The organism is Pseudomonas sp. W15Feb9B (assembly GCF_000828175.1).
Classification (GTDB): domain Bacteria; phylum Pseudomonadota; class Gammaproteobacteria; order Pseudomonadales; family Pseudomonadaceae; genus Aquipseudomonas; species Aquipseudomonas parakoreensis.
This window is the reverse complement of the sequence record NZ_JTKF01000005.1, coordinates 1-16,140: the sequence shown is the minus strand read 5'-3', so window position 1 is coordinate 16,140 and position 16,140 is coordinate 1. Positions and strand designations below refer to the sequence as shown.

Here is a 16,140-nt window from a genome sequence, read left to right as displayed (position 1 = left end):
GAGCGTCGGCTTCTGGTGTTTCCTGAAACCGGTTTCAGCGCCATCGCGGCGCACGAAACGAATAAATCCAATAATAAGGTTTCACACCGTGAACGACTTTTCCGCCGCCCAGCGCAGCCGCGTGACCATGCTCGATGTTGCCGAACGCGCCGGCGTGTCCAAGGCCAGCGTCTCGCGCTTCATCGGCGATGACCGCGCCCTGCTCTCCGACGCCATCGCCCTGCGTATCGAGCAGGCGATCAGCGAACTGGGTTACCGCCCGAACCAGATGGCCCGTGGTCTGAAACGCGGGCGCACGCGCCTGATCGGCATGCTGGTGGCCGATATCCGCAACCCTTATTCGATTGCCGTGATGCACGGGGTGGAAACCGCCTGCCGTGCGCATGGCTACAGCCTGGTGGTGTGCAACACCGACCGCGATGACGAGCAGGAACGCCAACACCTGGCGTTGTTGCGCTCGTACAACATCGAAGGGCTGATCGTGAACACCCTCGGTCATCACCGTGACGAACTCCACGAACTGCACCGGGAAATGCCGCTGGTGCTGGTGGATCGCAAGGTCGATGGCCTCAATAGCGACATGCTCGGGCTGAACAACGCGCAGGCTGTCGAGATGGCCCTGACGCACCTTGAGCAGCGCGGCTATCGCGATGTGTTGATGGTGACTGAACCTTATGACGGCACCAGTTCGCGGATCGAGCGGGTCAGCAGTTTTCAGGCGCACATTGCCCAGCGTTCCGAATTGACCGGGGCCGTGCTGGAAACCGGCGACACACTCGCCACTGATCTTCAAACCTTTTTGAACACACCGGCTACCGGGCCTAAAGCACTGTTCTGCGCCAACGGCGTGGCGGCGCTGGCCTGCACCCTCGCCTTGCGTGAAATCGGCTGCGGGTTATTCGCGGATGTCGGGCTGATTGCCCTGGATGACCTGGATTGGTACCCGTTGGTGGGCAGCGGGATTACCGCCCTCGCCCAGCCAACGGCCGAGATTGGCGCGCGGGCGTTTGAGTGTTTGCTCAAGCGTTTGCGGGGGGATGTCGAGATTCCACGCAGGCTCGATTTTACCCCGGTGCTGATTGAGCGCGGTTCTACCCGAGGGAATGGTGGTGTGTGAGCTGACGCCTTCGCTGGCAAGCCAGCTCCCACAGGTGTTTGTGGTGTTAATGCAATCCCCAGAACCTTGTGGGAGCTGGCTTGCCAGCGATGCGGCCCGAAAGGCCATCACAGAACCACCTGATTTTTTTTGAACAAAAATGAAACCGGTTTCAGAGGCAGATAACAATGAATAAACCCGCCGTTTCCATCAGCCTGTCCAGCTACGGCGCCGAGCTTGTGCGCCAACGCGGGCAAGATTTCTTCATCGACGTGCTGGCCGCCGCCGGTGCCGATCGCATCGAATGGCGCGAAGAGTTGCTGACCCGCGAAGTGCCTGCACAATTGCAAGCCGCCACCCAGGCGCAGGGTCTGCAAAGCATCTATTCGTCGCCGACCGAACTGTGGCTCGCCGGTCAGGCGCGGCCCAATCCCGAATTGATCAACGCCCTGCAACACGCCCAGGCGTTTGGCTCAAAATGGCTGAAAGTCTCACTCGGCTATTTCACCGACAACTGTGATTTGCAGGCGCTGCAGCAACTGCTGGGCAACAGCCCGGTGCAGCTACTGGTGGAAAACGACCAGACCTTGCAGGGCGGCCGCATCGAGCCGTTCCAGCGCTTTTTCGCGGCGGTCGAGCAGCATGACTTGCCGATCAAGATGACCTTCGATATCGGCAACTGGCAGTGGCAGGACCAGTCCGCCGCCAACGCCGCACGTCTGCTCGGACGGCATGTCGGCTACGTGCACTGCAAAGCCGTGGCCCGGCGCGCCGACGGCAAACTGGTCGCCGTGCCGCCCGCCGTCAGCGACCTGCATTTGTGGGAACAACTGCTGCGGCACATGGCCCAAGGCGTTATGCGCGCCGCCGAATACCCACTGCAGGGCGATGACCTGGTGGCAATTACCACCGAACATGTCGCCGCCCTCGCCCGCCTTGGCCAATCGCGTCTGGAGCCTGCCCATGTCTGAGATCGATATTCTGTCGTTCGGTGAAACCATGGCGATGCTGGTCGCCGAGCAGACCGGTGATCTGGCGGCGGTCGAACATTTTCACAAACGCATTGCCGGCGCCGACAGCAATGTGGCGATCGGCTTGTCGCGCCTGGGTTTCAATGTGGCGTGGCTGAGCCGGGTCGGCGCCGATTCCCTCGGACGGTTCGTGGTCCAGACCTTGATCGAGGAAGGTCTGGATTGCAGTCACGTCGCGGTCGATGACCAGCACCCGACCGGTTTCCAGTTCAAATCCCGTAACGACGATGGCAGCGACCCGCAGGTCGAGTATTTCCGCCGTGGCTCGGCGGCCAGTCATCTGTCCGTGCAGTCGATCAGCGACACTTTGCTCAGTGCCCGCCACCTGCACGCCACCGGGATTCCACCGGCACTGTCGGCCAGCGCTCGGGAAATGTCGTTCGAACTGATGACTCGCATGCGCCATGCCGGGCGCAGCGTGTCGTTCGACCCCAATCTGCGCCCGAGCCTGTGGGCCTCTGAGCAAGAGATGATCCGCGAAATCAACCGCCTCGCCGCCCTCGCCCACTGGGTACTGCCGGGTTTGAGTGAAGGTCGCTTGCTGACCGGCTTCGAAGATCCGGCGGACATCGCCGCGTTCTATCTCGATCAGGGCGCCGAAGCCGTGGCGATCAAGCTTGGGCCGCAAGGCGCTTATTACCGCACGCAACTGGATCAGGGGTTTGTCGCCGGAGTGCCGGTGGCCAACGTGGTCGACACCGTGGGTGCGGGCGACGGATTTGCCGTCGGCATGATCAGTGCCCTGCTTGAACATCAGAGCTTTGCCGAGGCGGTGCAACGCGCCAACTGGATTGGTAGTCGGGCGGTGCAGAGTCGCGGGGATATGGAGGGGTTGCCGACCCGGTCTGAGCTCTCCAGCGAATTCGAGGCCGCCATCGCTGGCAAGCCAGCTCCCACAGGGTTCGGCGGTGGGGATGCAATAGTCGACTTACCCGAGATACCTGTGGGAGCTGGCTTGCCAGCGATGAGGCCCGCTCAGACAACCCATTAATTGAACCTGCTGCGACAAAAACAACAAGCTCAGGAGCAACACCATGAAAACCACAACCCTCGCCGCCCGCCGCTGGTGGTACATCATGCCGATCGTGTTCATCACCTACAGCCTGGCGTACCTCGATCGTGCCAACTACGGCTTCGCCGCCGCGTCCGGCATGGCCGCCGACTTGATGATCACCCCGGGCCTGTCTTCATTGCTCGGGGCGCTGTTCTTCCTCGGCTACTTTTTCTTCCAGGTGCCCGGGGCGATCTACGCGCAAAAGCACAGCGTGAAAAAACTGATTTTCTTCAGCCTGATCTTCTGGGGCGGGCTCGCCACGCTGACCGGCGTCGTGTCCAACGCCTACTGGCTGATCGTGATTCGCTTCATGCTCGGCGTGGTCGAAGCCGCAGTAATGCCGGCGATGCTGGTCTACCTGTGCCACTGGTTCACCCGTGCCGAGCGCTCGCGGGCCAACACTTTTCTGATCCTCGGCAACCCGGTCACGATGTTGTGGATGTCGGTGGTCTCGGGCTATCTGGTGCAGCACTTCAGTTGGCGCTGGATGTTCATCATCGAAGGTTTGCCGGCGGTGATCTGGGCGTTTATCTGGTGGAAGCTGGCCGATGATCGTCCTGCTCAGGCCAAGTGGCTGAGCGAACAGGAAAAGCACGATCTGGAAAGCGCTCTCGCCGCCGAACAGGTCGGGATCAAAGCGGTGAAGAACTACGCCGAAGCCTTCCGTTCGCCGAAGGTCATCATTCTGGCGCTGCAGTTTTTCTGCTGGAGCATTGGCGTCTATGGCTTCGTGCTGTGGCTGCCGTCGATCCTCAAGGCCGGCGCGCAAATGGACATGATCGAAGCCGGCTGGCTGTCGGCGCTGCCCTATCTGGCGGCGGTGATCGGCATGCTCGGGGTGTCGTGGGGCTCGGACAAGCTGCAAAAACGTAAACGCTTCGTCTGGCCGCCGCTGCTGATCGCCTCCATCGCGTTCTACGGCTCCTACGCCTTGGGCGCGGAACATTTCTGGTGGTCCTACACGCTGCTGGTGATCGCCGGCGCCTGCATGTACGCGCCTTACGGGCCGTTCTTCGCCATCGTTCCGGAGATCCTGCCGGCCAACGTTGCCGGTGGGGCTATGGCGCTGATCAACAGCATGGGCGCGCTCGGTTCGTTCGGTGGCTCGTACCTGGTCGGTTATCTGAACAGCTCCACCGGTTCGCCCGGCGCTTCGTATTTGCTGATGAGCGGCGCGTTGCTGCTGTCGGTGGTGCTGACAATTTTTCTCAAGCCCGGCGCCAGTGATCGTGTCGTGGCCAAAGCCGTTGCCACGCGTCCTGTGCCGGCGCATTCCTGAAGAGATTTTTGCCCATGAAAAAGCAAGTCGTGCTGTACAAGAAACTGTCGCCAGCGCTGATGGCGCGCCTGCAACAAGCGTGTGAAGTGACGCTGATCGAAAGCCTCGATGCCGACGGGCTGATGAAGCTGCGCGACGCCTTGCCGAGCGCCCACGGTTTGCTCGGTGCCAGCTTGAAACTCGACGCCGCGCTACTCGATCTGGCACCGCAACTGCAGGCGATTGCCAGCGTTTCGGTGGGCGTCGACAACTACGACATCGACTACCTGAGCCGACGCAAGATCCTTCTCAGCAACACCGCGGATGTGCTCACCGAAACCACCGCTGACACAGGTTTCGCGCTGATCCTCGCCACGGCCCGGCGCGTGGTGGAACTGGCGAACATGGTGCGCAGTGGCCAGTGGCACCGCAACATCGGCCCGGCGCATTTCGGCACCGATGTGCACGGCAAGACCCTGGGCATCATCGGCATGGGTCGCATCGGCGAGGCGCTGGCGCAGCGCGGGCATTTCGGTTTTGGCATGCCGGTGCTCTATCACAGCCAGTCGCGCAAACCGGCCGTTGAGGAACGTTTTGCGGCGCAGTACCGCAGCCTGGAAGCGCTGCTGCAAGAGGCTGATTTCATCTGCCTGACCCTGCCGCTGACTGCGCAGACCGAAGGCCTGATTGGCGCCGAGCAGTTTGCGCTGATGCGCCCCGAGAGCATCTTCATCAATATCTCGCGCGGCAAAGTGGTGGATGAGGCAGCGCTGATCGACGCGTTGCGCCACCAGCGGATTCGCGCAGCGGGGCTGGATGTGTTCGAGCGTGAGCCGCTGAATCATGATTCGCCGTTGTTGCAGTTGAACAATGTGGTGGCAACCCCGCACATGGGTTCGGCGACGCATGAGACGCGGGAGGCGATGGCGCGGTGTGCGGTGGACAATCTGCTGGCGGCTTTGGCTGGGGAGAAGCCGGTGAATCTGGTGAATCCGGTGGCTTGGCAAGGCTGATATCTTCAGTGCCTGTTCTGGCCAAATCGCTGGCAAGCCAGCTCCCACAGGTTCTTCAGTGTTCATTACATTTCAGAACGACACAAAACCCTGTGGGAGCTGGCTTGCCAGCGATGAGGCCGGGACAGGCAACACAAAACTGTCAGGCACTACGCGCCTGCAACAACTGCACCGCACACAACGCAATCCGTGCACAAGCATCCGCCAGCTTCACCCGATCCAGCACCAGCCCGATGCGAATATGCCCCGCCGCACTCGGCCCGAACGCTTCACCGGCCAGCACCGACACCCCGTAACCTTCCAGCAGCCGCTCGGCAAATGCCTGCGCACCAAACCCGGTCTGGCGCACATCGACCATCACGAACATCCCGCCATCCGGGCGAATCGGTTGCAACCCCGGGCAGCCGCGCAAATGCTCGCAGACCAGATCGCGGCGCAAACGATATTCCTCGCGCATCTGTGTCACCTCCGGCAGATCGCTGTGCAGCGCAATCTCCCCCGCTTTCTGCACAAAATCCGGTAGGCCAAAAAGCATGCTCAACGACAGGTTCACCAGATGCTCGGCCAGCGCTTTCGGCCCGATCGACCAGCCGATGCGCCAACCGGTCATGGCGTGGGATTTCGACAAACTGTTGATGGTCGCCGTACGTTCGGCCATGCCCGGCAGACTCGCCGGGCTGATGTGCTCGCCCTCGTAAAGCAGATCGCTGTAGACCTCGTCGCTGATCAGCCACAAATCGTGACGCATGCAGAGCGCCGCCAGTTCCTGCCAGATCAGCAGGGACAGGCTCGCGCCGGAAGGATTATTGGGACTGTTGAGCAACATCGCGCGGGTCTTCGGCGTGATCCGCGCGGCGACATCGGCGGGATCAACGCGAAAGCCGTTTTCCGGCCGTACCGGCACCGGCACCACCGTCGCGCCGCACGCGCCGAACACACCCTCGTAGGTCACGTACATCGGCTCGGCGACGATCACTTCGTCACCCGGATCCAGCAGGCATTGAGCAACCGAATACACCGCGCATTGCGCGCCGGGCAGCACGATCACGTGCTCGGCATCCACCACTTGACCGCTGCGCCGCTGGTGGCGAGCGGCGATCAGCTTGCGCAGCGCCAGTCGGCCACGCACTTCGGAATAATGGGTATCGCCAGCCAACAGGCTGTCGATGGCGCCGTGGATGATCGGCAGCGGCGTGTCGAAATCCGGATCACCCACGCTCAGCAGCAGAATGTCGACTCCCTCGGCGCGCAACGCCAGCGCGCGGTCATGAATCTGCCAGGCCGCTGCGCCCTCCCCGGCGATGCGTTGGGTCAAGGCTGAATAGCGCATGTACGTCTCCTGATGGCGCGGTCTCCAGCCTTCACCCTAGGTCAAATCACAAACCGCGCCACCATCGCATTCAAATCCACCGCCAGACGCGACAGTTCATGGGTCGCGGCGCTGGTCTGGTTGGCCCCGGCGGCCGATTGCGTGGCCAGATCACGGATGTTGACGAGGTTGCGGTCGACCTCACGCGAGACCTGCGCCTGTTCTTCCGAGGCGCTGGCGATCACCAGGTTGCGTTCGTTGATCTGATGGATCGACTGGGTAATCTGCTCCAGTGCCACGCCAGCGGCACGAGCCATTTCCAGGGTGGTCTGGGTGCGCTGGTTGCTTTGCTGCATCGACGACACGGCTTCACCGGTGCCGTTCTGAATACCGGCGACCATTTTTTCGATTTCCTGAGTCGATTGCGCAGTGCGATGGGCCAAGGCACGTACTTCGTCCGCTACCACCGCAAAACCGCGTCCGGCCTCACCGGCACGCGCCGCTTCGATCGCCGCGTTGAGGGCCAGCAGGTTGGTCTGTTCGGCGATGGCGCGGATCACATCGAGCACCTTGCCGATGTCGCGGCCCTGTGCGGCGAGGCCTTCGATCATTTGCGCAGTGCTCTGCACGTCATGGGTCATGGTCTGGATCGCGTCGACGGTTTTCACCACTTGATCGCGACCTTCGCGGGCGGCCTGGGTCGACTGGTTCGAGGCTTCGGAGGTCGAGACCGCGTTGCGTGCGACTTCCTCCACAGCGGCGGTCATTTCGTTGACGGCGGTGGCGGCCTGTTCGATCTCGTTGTTCTGTTGTTGCAGGCCACGGGAGGCTTCTTCGGTGACCGCGCTCAGCTCTTCGGCAGCCGCGCCCAACTGAGTGGCGGAGCCGGCGATCTGTTCGATGGTTTTGCGCAGATTGGTCTGCATCGTCGACAAGGCTTGCAGCAATTGTGTGGCTTCGTCTTTGCCATCCACTTCAATCGACTGGGTCAGGTTGCCGCCAGCGATGGTTTGCGCCGCCTGTACGGCACGGTTCAATGGGGTGACGATGCTGCGGGTCAGCAGCAGGGCCAGCAGGACGGTGGCCAGCGCCGCGACAACAGCCACAATGACGATACCGGTAATGGCGCTGTCGTAGTGCTCACCGGCCTGCGTGGAGGCGACTTTCGCGCCTGCAGCGTTGATTGCGATCAGCTTGTTGAGCTGTTCGCCCATCTGGTCAGTGCCGTCCTTGATTCGCGTGTTGATCAAGGTGCGCATCTCGTCGACCTTGTCCTGACGCGACAGCTCCATCATCTGGTTTTGCGCTTGCAGGTAGTTGTCGAGCGTGGTCGCGAACGTCTGATACAACGCACGCTCTTCGCTCTCTGCCGGCAACGCGGCGTAACTGGCCTGAGCACTGCGCACCTTGTCCACCAGCACGCCGATGCGGGTTTGCGCTTCTTGCAGGCCTGCCGGGTCGCGGTTGACCAGAATCCGGAACGACAGGATCCGCAGGCGCAAAACGTTTTCCGTTACCACGCCAAGGTAGGTGACGCTGGGCAGTTGATTGGTCTCCATGTCGATGGAGGCCTGACGGATGGTCGACATGCGGTTGACGGCGAACACGCCAAGGACAATCACCAACAAGGCGATAAAGGCAAAACCGAGGAAAGCACGAGGCGCGATATTCAGGTTACGCAGGGACATGGTTGGACTCTCGATAGAGGTAACTGCGAGCGTCCTTGCCGTCATCACTGGCCCTTGAGCGGGATCAGTCCGGCGGCACTGTTCGAGGGAATCTGTGTGCGCCTGACCTCTGTATCGGCTGGGCTTTAGGAAGATTTCGTGTAAAGCGAAAATATTTTTCAAGGTGTTTCACCACTGAAACACTAACACGCCCCTGTAGGAGCTGCCGAAGGCTGCGATCTTTGGATCTTGATCTTTAAAAACAAAATCAAAAGATCGCAGCCTTCGGCAGCTCCTAAAGGGTTTACTCAGGATTTCGCTGCCATCCGCCAGACCCGGGCGATGTCCGTCGCCCGCTCGCGCAACAAGCGTGGAGCTTCGGCGCAGGCCTGCTCCAGGGTCATCGGGCCGCTGGTGACGGCGAATGCGGCGTCGATGCCGTGCTCGTAGAGTTCCTGATAACCCTCACCCAAGGTGCCAGCGATGACGATTACCGGGACATCGTGTTTTTTGGCGATCCGCGCCACACCAAACGGCGTTTTGCCGCGCAGGGTCTGCGCGTCGAAGCGGCCTTCGCCAGTGATCACCAGATCGGCGCCGTTGACCGCTTCAGCCAGGCCCACCAGCTCGGCCACCACGTCCACGCCTGCTTGAAATTGCGCGCCCAGAAACGCTTTCGCCGCAAAGCCCAGCCCGCCGGCCGCGCCGCTGCCCGGCTCATCGCGAACGTCTTTGCCCAACGCTTGCGCGCAGAGCTCGGCGAAGTGACCGAGGGCCTGATCCAGTTGTTGCACCTGTACCGGTGACGCGCCCTTTTGCGGGCCGAAAATCGCCGAGGCGCCATGCGGCCCGCACAGTGGATTGTTGACGTCGGCGGCGATGTCGAAGCGCACTTGGGCCAGACGCGGATCAAGCTCGCTCAAGTCCAGCCGCGCCAGTTGCGCCAAGGCCAGGCCGCCCGGTACCAGCACCTGACCTTGTGCATCGAGCAATTTCACCCCCAGCGCCTGCATCGCGCCGGCGCCGCCATCGTTGGTGGCGCTGCCGCCAATGGCCAGAATCACCCGTTGCGCGCCGGCATCCAGTGCGGCGCGAATCAGTTCACCGGTGCCGAAGGTGCTGGTGATGCAGGCATCGCGCTGCCCCGTAGGCACCAACTGCAAACCACTGGCCTCGGCCATTTCAATGATCGCGGTGTGGTTGTGCGGCAGCCAGCCCCATGCCGCATCGACCGGAGTGCCCAGCGGCCCGCGTACCCGAGTCCTGCGCAGTTCGCCTTCGCAGGCAGCAAGAATCGACTCCACCGTGCCCTCGCCGCCGTCAGCCATCGGGCATTTGACCAGCGTGGCGTGCGGCCAGACTTGCGCCAGGCCCAAGGCAATGGCCTCGGCAACGCCTTGGGCACTCAGGCTGTCCTTGAACGAATCGGGGGCGATGACGATCTTCATGCGAATTCTCCAGTTCCAATGCGCTTCATGCTGCCAGTCGGCACGCGCATTGACGCCTGTCCGCTGCACAAGGGCGGTTGGCGTTTATTGTTCATTTCTACAAAAGCCTTGGACTTGATGCCGAATGCTCTGGCCTCATCGCTGGCAAGCCAGCTCCCACAGGGATCTTCAGTGGCTACATAACTTGTAATCACCTTGTAAACCTGTGGGAGCTGGCTTGCCAGCGATGGCGGCCTTAAGAACAACTCACACCGCCGGATCAGTCTGCGGCAGTAATTGCAGCCCAAGGTACAACGCCAACATCCCGTCCAGCCGCAACGGATCAACTCCGCTGATCTCGGCAATCCGCTCCATCCGGTAACGCAAGCTGTTGCGGTGAATGCCCAGCGCATCGGCACAGGCCTGGCTCTGGCCGTCGTGTTCACACCAACTGCGCAGGGTCGCGAGCAACTGGCCGTTGCCGTCCTTGGCGATGACCTTGCGCAACGGTTTGAGCAACTCATCCAGCGCATCATCGTTGCGATGGCGCCAGAGCATCACCGGCAAACGATAGCGATTGAGCGTCAGCAGTCGCGACTGCGGCAGCACCTCACGCCCATACGCCAGCAGATCGCCGACCCGTCGATAACAGCGGCGCAAACCGGCCAGCCCATCCGCCTGCCCGCCCACGGCGATGCGCAGAATGTTCCAGCCCAGGCCATCCAGCTTTTCCAGCAAACGATCATGCTCAACCGTCTGACTTGCGGGCCGGCACCACAGCAGCGATGACTTGGCCGAACTCACGCACCAGCTGTCCGGGTAGCGCGAGGTCAACCATGCGCTCAATGCCTCGACGGTTTGTCCCGGCCCTTGTTCCAGGCCCAGCTCGAACAGGTACGGCACCCGGGTCAACTGCGGCTTGAGCCCCAGTTGCTGCGCCTCATCGACCAGCCGCGGCGAGTCGCCGGCGTCGCTCAACAGCAACGCCAGCAGGTCATCGCAACGCTGGCGCCGCCATTGCTGCTCGGCCTGCTGATTGCGCTGACCAACGAGCATTTCGGCAGTCATGCGCACCAGTTCGGCGTAGGTGCGCAGTTGCTCCGGCTCGCCGGTAATGCCGAGTACGCCAATCAGGCGCTGATCGAGTAACAGCGGCAGGTTGATCCCCGGCTGCACACCTTTGAGATGCATCGCCGTTTGCGCATCGATTTCCACCACGCGGCCGTTGGCCAGCACCAGTTGCGCGCCTTCGTGACGGGTGTTGATGCGCTCCGGTTCGCCACTGCCGAGGATCAGGCCCTGGCTGTCCATGACATTGACGTTATAGGGCAAAATGGCCATGGCCCGGTCGACGATATCCTGAGCGAGGTCGTGATCGAGTTCGAACATGATCGGCAAAATCCTTAAGCAACGGCGGCGGACGGTTGTTCACCCGCACAGGGTCTGGCGGCAAACCCTGTGCTCAGGCACAAAGACAATCCGGCCAAAGGTGGCCGAGACTCTCAGGGCGATCAACGTTAACCTGTGCATCGCAAAAAATCATAATAAAGAGAGAGCCGCTATGTCGCAGAGCGCCGCAGCTACCCAGACCATCGACGACGGTAAAAACGCCGTCTACAAACGCATCACCCTGCGTTTGATTCCCTTCATTTTCATCTGCTACCTGTTCAACTACCTCGACCGGGTCAACGTCGGCTTTGCCAAGCTGCAGATGCTCGACGCGTTGAAATTCAGTGAAACCGTGTACGGCCTCGGCGCCGGGATCTTCTTCATCGGCTACGTGCTGTGCGGCGTACCGAGCAACCTCGCGCTGACCAAGTTCGGTCCACGGCGCTGGATCGCGCTGATGATGATCACGTGGGGCACGCTATCGACCTGCCTGTTGTTCGTCACCACCCCGACCCAGTTCTACACCCTGCGCCTGTTCACCGGCGCGGCAGAAGCCGGGTTCTTCCCCGGTGTGGTGTTGTATCTCTCGCAATGGTTCCCGACGTTTCGCCGTGGGCGGATCATGGCGCTGTTCATGTCGGCGATCCCGGTCTCCGGCCTGCTCGGCAGCCCGTTTTCCGGTTGGATCCTCAACCACTTCGCCGCCGGGCAGGGCGGCCTGGCGGGCTGGCAGTGGATGTTCCTGCTGCAAGGCATCCCGACGGTGATCCTCGGCGCCCTCGCCTATTTCCTGCTGAGTGACAGCTTTGCCAACGCCAAGTGGCTGAGCCCGCACGAGCGCGCGGTGCTTGAAGCCGATCAGGCCGAAGACCTGGCGAACAAACCGAAAACCACCTCGGACTCGTTGCTTGCGGTATTCAAGAACCCGGCGATCTGGGCGTTTGGCCTGATCTACTTCTGCATCCAGAGCGGCGTGTACGCGATCAACTTCTGGCTGCCGTCGATCATCAAAAACCTCGGTTTCAGCGACAACCTGGTGATCGGCTGGTTGAGCGCGATTCCGTATCTGCTGGCGGCGGTGTTCATGCTGCTGGTCGGGCGTTCGGCGGACTTGCGCAAAGAGCGTCGCTGGCATTTGGTGGTGCCGATGCTGATGGGCGCCCTCGGTCTGCTGATCGCGGTGAACTTCGCCGCCAACCCGGCCATCGCCATTCTCGGCCTGACCCTTGCGACCATGGGCGCGCTGACCGGTCTGCCGATGTTCTGGCCAGTGCCGACTGCGCTGTTGAGCGCAGGCGCCGCGGCCGGCGGACTGGCGTTGATCAACTCGATGGGGCAGATGGCCGGCTTCCTCAGCCCGTACCTGGTGGGTTGGGTCAAGGACAGCACCGGTTCGACCGATGCCGCGTTGTATCTGCTGGCGGGTGTGATCGTTGGCGGCAGCTTGCTGGCGTTGCGCATGACGAGGACTCTGCGGGCTTAATCATCACGCTTTAAGATCAAAAGATCGCAGCCTGCGGCAGCTCCTACAGGAAAACGCGTATTTCCATGTAGGAGCTGCCGCAGGCTGCGATCTTTTTTCTTTACTGATTGCAACGCCCGAACTTGCCAATCACGTAAAAATCCCGCAAAAACGCACAGATCTTTAAAGGATTTTTACCAATGAGCTCGATTCTCGATCTGGAGATCTTCGTCCGCGTGGCCGACTCCGGCAGCATCTCCGCCGCTGCCCGCGCGCTGGAACTGACGCCGGCCGCGGCCAGCATTGCGTTGAAGCGCCTGGAAACCCGTCTCGGCATTCGCCTGCTCGCGCGCTCCACCCGCAGCATGCGCTTGACCGAAGAAGGTCGGCGCTATCTCGACAGTGTACGCATCGCCTTGTCCGCCCTGGCCGAAGGCGAACAAGCGCTCAAGCAACACGGCGAAGGCCTCAGTGGGGTGCTGCAACTGGCGGCGCCGTCGGATTTCGGGCGCAACGTATTGTTGGCATGGCTGGATGAATTCAAACGCGAACACCCGAATATTCAATTGCAACTGCTGCTCAACGATCGGCACGCCGATCTGTTTCGCGAAACCGTGGATGTCGCGCTGCGCTTCGGCGTGCCCAGCGACTCGACGCTGGTGGCGCTGCCGATTCTGCCGGCGCATCGACGAGTAGCCTGCGCCAGCCCGGACTATCTGGCTCGCCATGGTACCCCGCAACATCCCGGCGAACTGAACGAGCACAGCGCCCTGCTCTATTTGCGCAACGGCCGGCCTTACAACACCTGGCGCTTCAGTCGCGAGGACGAAACGCTGGAAGTTGAAGTCCACGGTGACTATCTCAGCGATGACGGCGAAGTCGCGCGGCGCTGGGCGCTGGCCGGGCATGGCATTGCCTACAAGGCCTGGCTGGACGTCGCCGAGGATGTGCGCGGCGGACGCCTGCTGACGCTGTTCGATGACTGGCATGGCGAGAGCGTGCCGTTCAATCTGCTCTGCCCGCATCGGGTCCAAGTGTCCGAACGCGTTCGGGTGTTGCAGGCGTTTTTACAGACGCGTTGCGCAGCACTGAGCCGATAATTCACTTTGCCCCGTCGGACGCTTCTGGTATTTGATGGAAGCTTTCCCACCGATAAAAGGATTTCGGCATGAGCTATCGCACACTGGGGCACTCGGGGTTGCAGGTGTCCACCCTCACCCTCGGCACGATGATGTTTGGCGAACAGACCAGCGCCGAGGATTCGCTGCGCATCATCGACAAGGCCTGGGATCAGGGCATCAATTTCATCGACACCGCGGACGTCTACACCAACGGCCGCTCGGAAGAAATTGTCGGCGAGGCGATCGCCCGCCATCGGCACGACTGGGTGTTGGCAACCAAGGTCGGTTTCGGCCCGGCGGACGGCGTGCCAAACCGCAGCGGTTTGAGCCGCAAGCACATCTTCAACGGTCTGGAAGCCAGCCTCACGCGCCTCGGTACCGACTATCTCGACATCTATTACCTGCACCGCGAGGACCACAACACCCCTCTGGAAGTAACCGTGTCGGCGATTGGCGATCTGATTCGTCAGGGTAAAATTCGCTATTGGGGCTTGTCGAACTATCGCGGCTGGCGCATCGCCGAGGTGATTCGTATCGCTGACAAGCTCGGTATCGACCGCCCGGTGATCAGCCAGCCGCTGTACAACATCGTCAACCGCCAGGCCGAGACCGAACAGATCACCGCCGCGCAGACCTATGGCCTCGGCGTGGTGCCTTACAGCCCGCTGGCCCGTGGCGTGCTCAGCGGCAAATACGCACCCGATGTCACTCCGGATGCCAACAGCCGCGCCGGACGTCAGGACAAACGCATTCTGGAAACCGAATGGCGGGTTGAATCGCTGCGCATTGCTCAGCAGATCCAGCAATACACCCAAGGCCGTGGCGTGGGCATGGTCGAATTCGCAATTGCCTGGGTGCTGAACAACAGTGCGGTAACTTCGGCGATCGTCGGGCCGCGCACCGAGCAGCAGTGGGATGCTTACACCAAGGCGCAGGCGGTGCAGATCACGGCGGAGGATGAAGCGTTTATCGACTCGCTGGTGACCCCGGGGCACGCGTCGACACCGGGGTTCAATGATGTAAGCCATTTTGTGTCGGGCCGTAAACCGCGCCAGGCCTGAAAGCCTCACAAGCCGGGCATCAGCGGCGTCAGCAGATTACGAGGGCAACACCAATCCATTGTGGCAGCGAGCCTGCTCGCGAAGAGGCCGGCACATTCAACATCTGCGTTGTCTGGCACACCGCTTTCGCGAACAGGCTCGCTCCCACAGGTTTTGTGCTTATCTTCAGAATGTGGGAAATATTGAGCACTCGGCCAATATTCAGCACAAAAACCACGTATCCTGCGCGCCCTGTTTGATCACCCACCGCGAGGACAGTTTGTCTAAAGGTATCGCTCTATCGGTTTCAGCTTCGGTGCTGTTTGCCGTCATGTATTACTACACCTCGCTGCTCACTCCGTTGAGCGGCGTGGAAATCTTCGGCTGGCGGATGCTGCTGACTGTGCCGTGCATGACCGTGTTCATGCTGGTTTCCGGTGAATGGCGGCGGGTGCTGGAATTGCTGCGGCGCGTGGCCGGTTCTCCGAAGCTGACAGGTGGCCTGATCGTTTCGGCAGCGTTGCTCGGCGTGCAGTTGTGGCTGTTCATGTGGGCGCCGCTCAACGGTTATAGCCTCGACGTGTCGCTGGGCTATTTCCTGCTGCCGCTGGCGATGGTGCTGACCGGGCGCATCGTCTACGGCGACAGCCTGTCGTACCTGCAGAAAATCGCGGTGTTCTTTGCCACGCTGGGTGTGGCGAACGAGCTGTATCGGGTCGGCGGTTTTTCCTGGGCGACCCTGGTGGTTGTGGTCGGTTATCCGCTGTACTTCGTGCTGCGCAAACGCCTGAAGACCGACAACCTCGGCGGTCTGTGGGTCGACATGACGCTGATGCTGCCAGTGGCGTACTGGTTTGTACGCGGTGGCGAGCAAGGCTTTGCCGTGTTCGATCAGTATCCGGGCCTGCTCTGGCTGATCCCGCTGCTCGGTTTGATCAGTGCGTCGGCGCTGGTGGTGTACATCATTGCCAGCCGCTTGTTGCCATTCAGCCTGTTTGGTCTGCTCAGCTATGTCGAGCCGGTATTGCTGCTCGGTGTCGCGCTGTTGCTCGGTGAAAGTATCAAGGCCGGTGAATGGCTGACTTACATCCCGATCTGGCTGGCGGTGGTGGTGCTGGTGTTTGAAGGCTTCAAGCACTTGATGCGGCAACGCCGCTCTTAAAAACAACCCAAAACAACTGTGGGAGCGGGCTTGCCCGCGAAAGCGTCAGGTCAGTCGACAAAGATGTTGAATGAAAGACCGAATTCGCGAGCAAGCCCGCTTGTGTCTGAG

13 protein-coding genes are annotated in these 16,140 nt (G+C 61.3%); 9 read left to right on the top strand and 4 right to left on the bottom strand.

Annotated elements, in window-relative coordinates; translation table 11 throughout:
• The first annotated feature begins 88 nt into the window (after positions 1-88).
• From OC71_RS02380 to OC71_RS02360, 5 genes are all read left to right on the top strand, one after another.
• A complete protein-coding gene (locus OC71_RS02380) occupies positions 89-1,117 on the top strand; it encodes a LacI family DNA-binding transcriptional regulator (RefSeq protein WP_041063727.1) in 1,029 nt (342 codons plus the stop codon).
• A gap of 167 nt (positions 1,118-1,284) precedes the next feature.
• Positions 1,285-2,067, top strand: coding sequence for an AP endonuclease (locus tag OC71_RS02375; protein ID WP_041063726.1), 783 nt, complete (start codon positions 1,285-1,287; stop codon positions 2,065-2,067).
• Positions 2,060-3,118, top strand: coding sequence for a sugar kinase (locus OC71_RS02370; RefSeq protein WP_041063724.1), 1,059 nt, complete (start codon positions 2,060-2,062; stop codon positions 3,116-3,118). The genes OC71_RS02375 and OC71_RS02370 overlap by 8 nt, the downstream gene beginning before the upstream one ends.
• A gap of 43 nt (positions 3,119-3,161) precedes the next feature.
• Entirely contained in the window at positions 3,162-4,460 is a 1,299-nt protein-coding gene (locus OC71_RS02365; RefSeq protein WP_041063722.1) for an MFS transporter, read from the top strand.
• 14 nt (positions 4,461-4,474) lie between these two features.
• Complete coding sequence (locus OC71_RS02360) at positions 4,475-5,452, top strand: D-glycerate dehydrogenase (RefSeq protein WP_041063720.1); 978 nt, start codon at positions 4,475-4,477, stop codon at positions 5,450-5,452.
• A gap of 142 nt (positions 5,453-5,594) precedes the next feature.
• Here the strand turns inward: OC71_RS02360 and OC71_RS02355 are convergent, their stop codons facing one another.
• The 4 genes from OC71_RS02355 to OC71_RS02340 all read right to left on the bottom strand — a co-directional run bounded on the left by OC71_RS02355 (position 5,595) and on the right by OC71_RS02340 (position 11,244).
• The gene (locus OC71_RS02355) at positions 5,595-6,782 is read right to left on the bottom strand and encodes a pyridoxal phosphate-dependent aminotransferase (RefSeq protein WP_041063718.1); all 1,188 of its coding nucleotides are present in this window, start codon (positions 6,780-6,782) and stop codon (positions 5,595-5,597) included.
• 41 nt (positions 6,783-6,823) lie between these two features.
• Positions 6,824-8,449 carry a methyl-accepting chemotaxis protein gene (locus tag OC71_RS02350; protein WP_041063716.1) on the bottom strand — a complete coding sequence of 542 codons (1,626 nt, stop codon included), beginning with the start codon at positions 8,447-8,449 and terminating at the stop codon, positions 6,824-6,826.
• A 287-nt stretch (positions 8,450-8,736) separates the two neighbouring features.
• A complete protein-coding gene (locus OC71_RS02345; protein ID WP_041063714.1) occupies positions 8,737-9,876 on the bottom strand; it encodes a glycerate kinase in 1,140 nt (379 codons plus the stop codon).
• 246 nt (positions 9,877-10,122) lie between these two features.
• Positions 10,123-11,244 (bottom strand): sugar diacid recognition domain-containing protein, encoded by a 1,122-nt coding sequence (locus OC71_RS02340; protein WP_041063711.1) that lies wholly within the window; start codon positions 11,242-11,244, stop codon positions 10,123-10,125.
• Positions 11,245-11,416: 172 nt separating this feature from the next.
• Here OC71_RS02340 and OC71_RS02335 point away from each other — a divergent pair, with 172 nt between their 5' ends.
• The 4 genes from OC71_RS02335 (at position 11,417) to rarD (ending at position 16,029) form a co-directional block, all read left to right on the top strand.
• A complete protein-coding gene (locus OC71_RS02335) occupies positions 11,417-12,727 on the top strand; it encodes an MFS transporter (protein WP_041063709.1) in 1,311 nt (436 codons plus the stop codon).
• 179 nt (positions 12,728-12,906) lie between these two features.
• Positions 12,907-13,806, top strand: a complete 900-nt coding sequence (locus OC71_RS02330; protein ID WP_041063701.1) for a LysR family transcriptional regulator — start codon at positions 12,907-12,909, stop codon at positions 13,804-13,806.
• Positions 13,807-13,874: 68 nt separating this feature from the next.
• On the top strand, positions 13,875-14,888 hold the full coding sequence (locus tag OC71_RS02325; RefSeq protein WP_041063700.1) for an aldo/keto reductase: 1,014 nt from the start codon (positions 13,875-13,877) through the stop codon (positions 14,886-14,888).
• A 259-nt stretch (positions 14,889-15,147) separates the two neighbouring features.
• Positions 15,148-16,029 carry an EamA family transporter RarD gene (gene rarD / locus OC71_RS02320; RefSeq protein ID WP_041064620.1) on the top strand — a complete coding sequence of 294 codons (882 nt, stop codon included), beginning with the start codon at positions 15,148-15,150 and terminating at the stop codon, positions 16,027-16,029.
• The last annotated feature ends 111 nt before the right edge of the window (positions 16,030-16,140 follow it).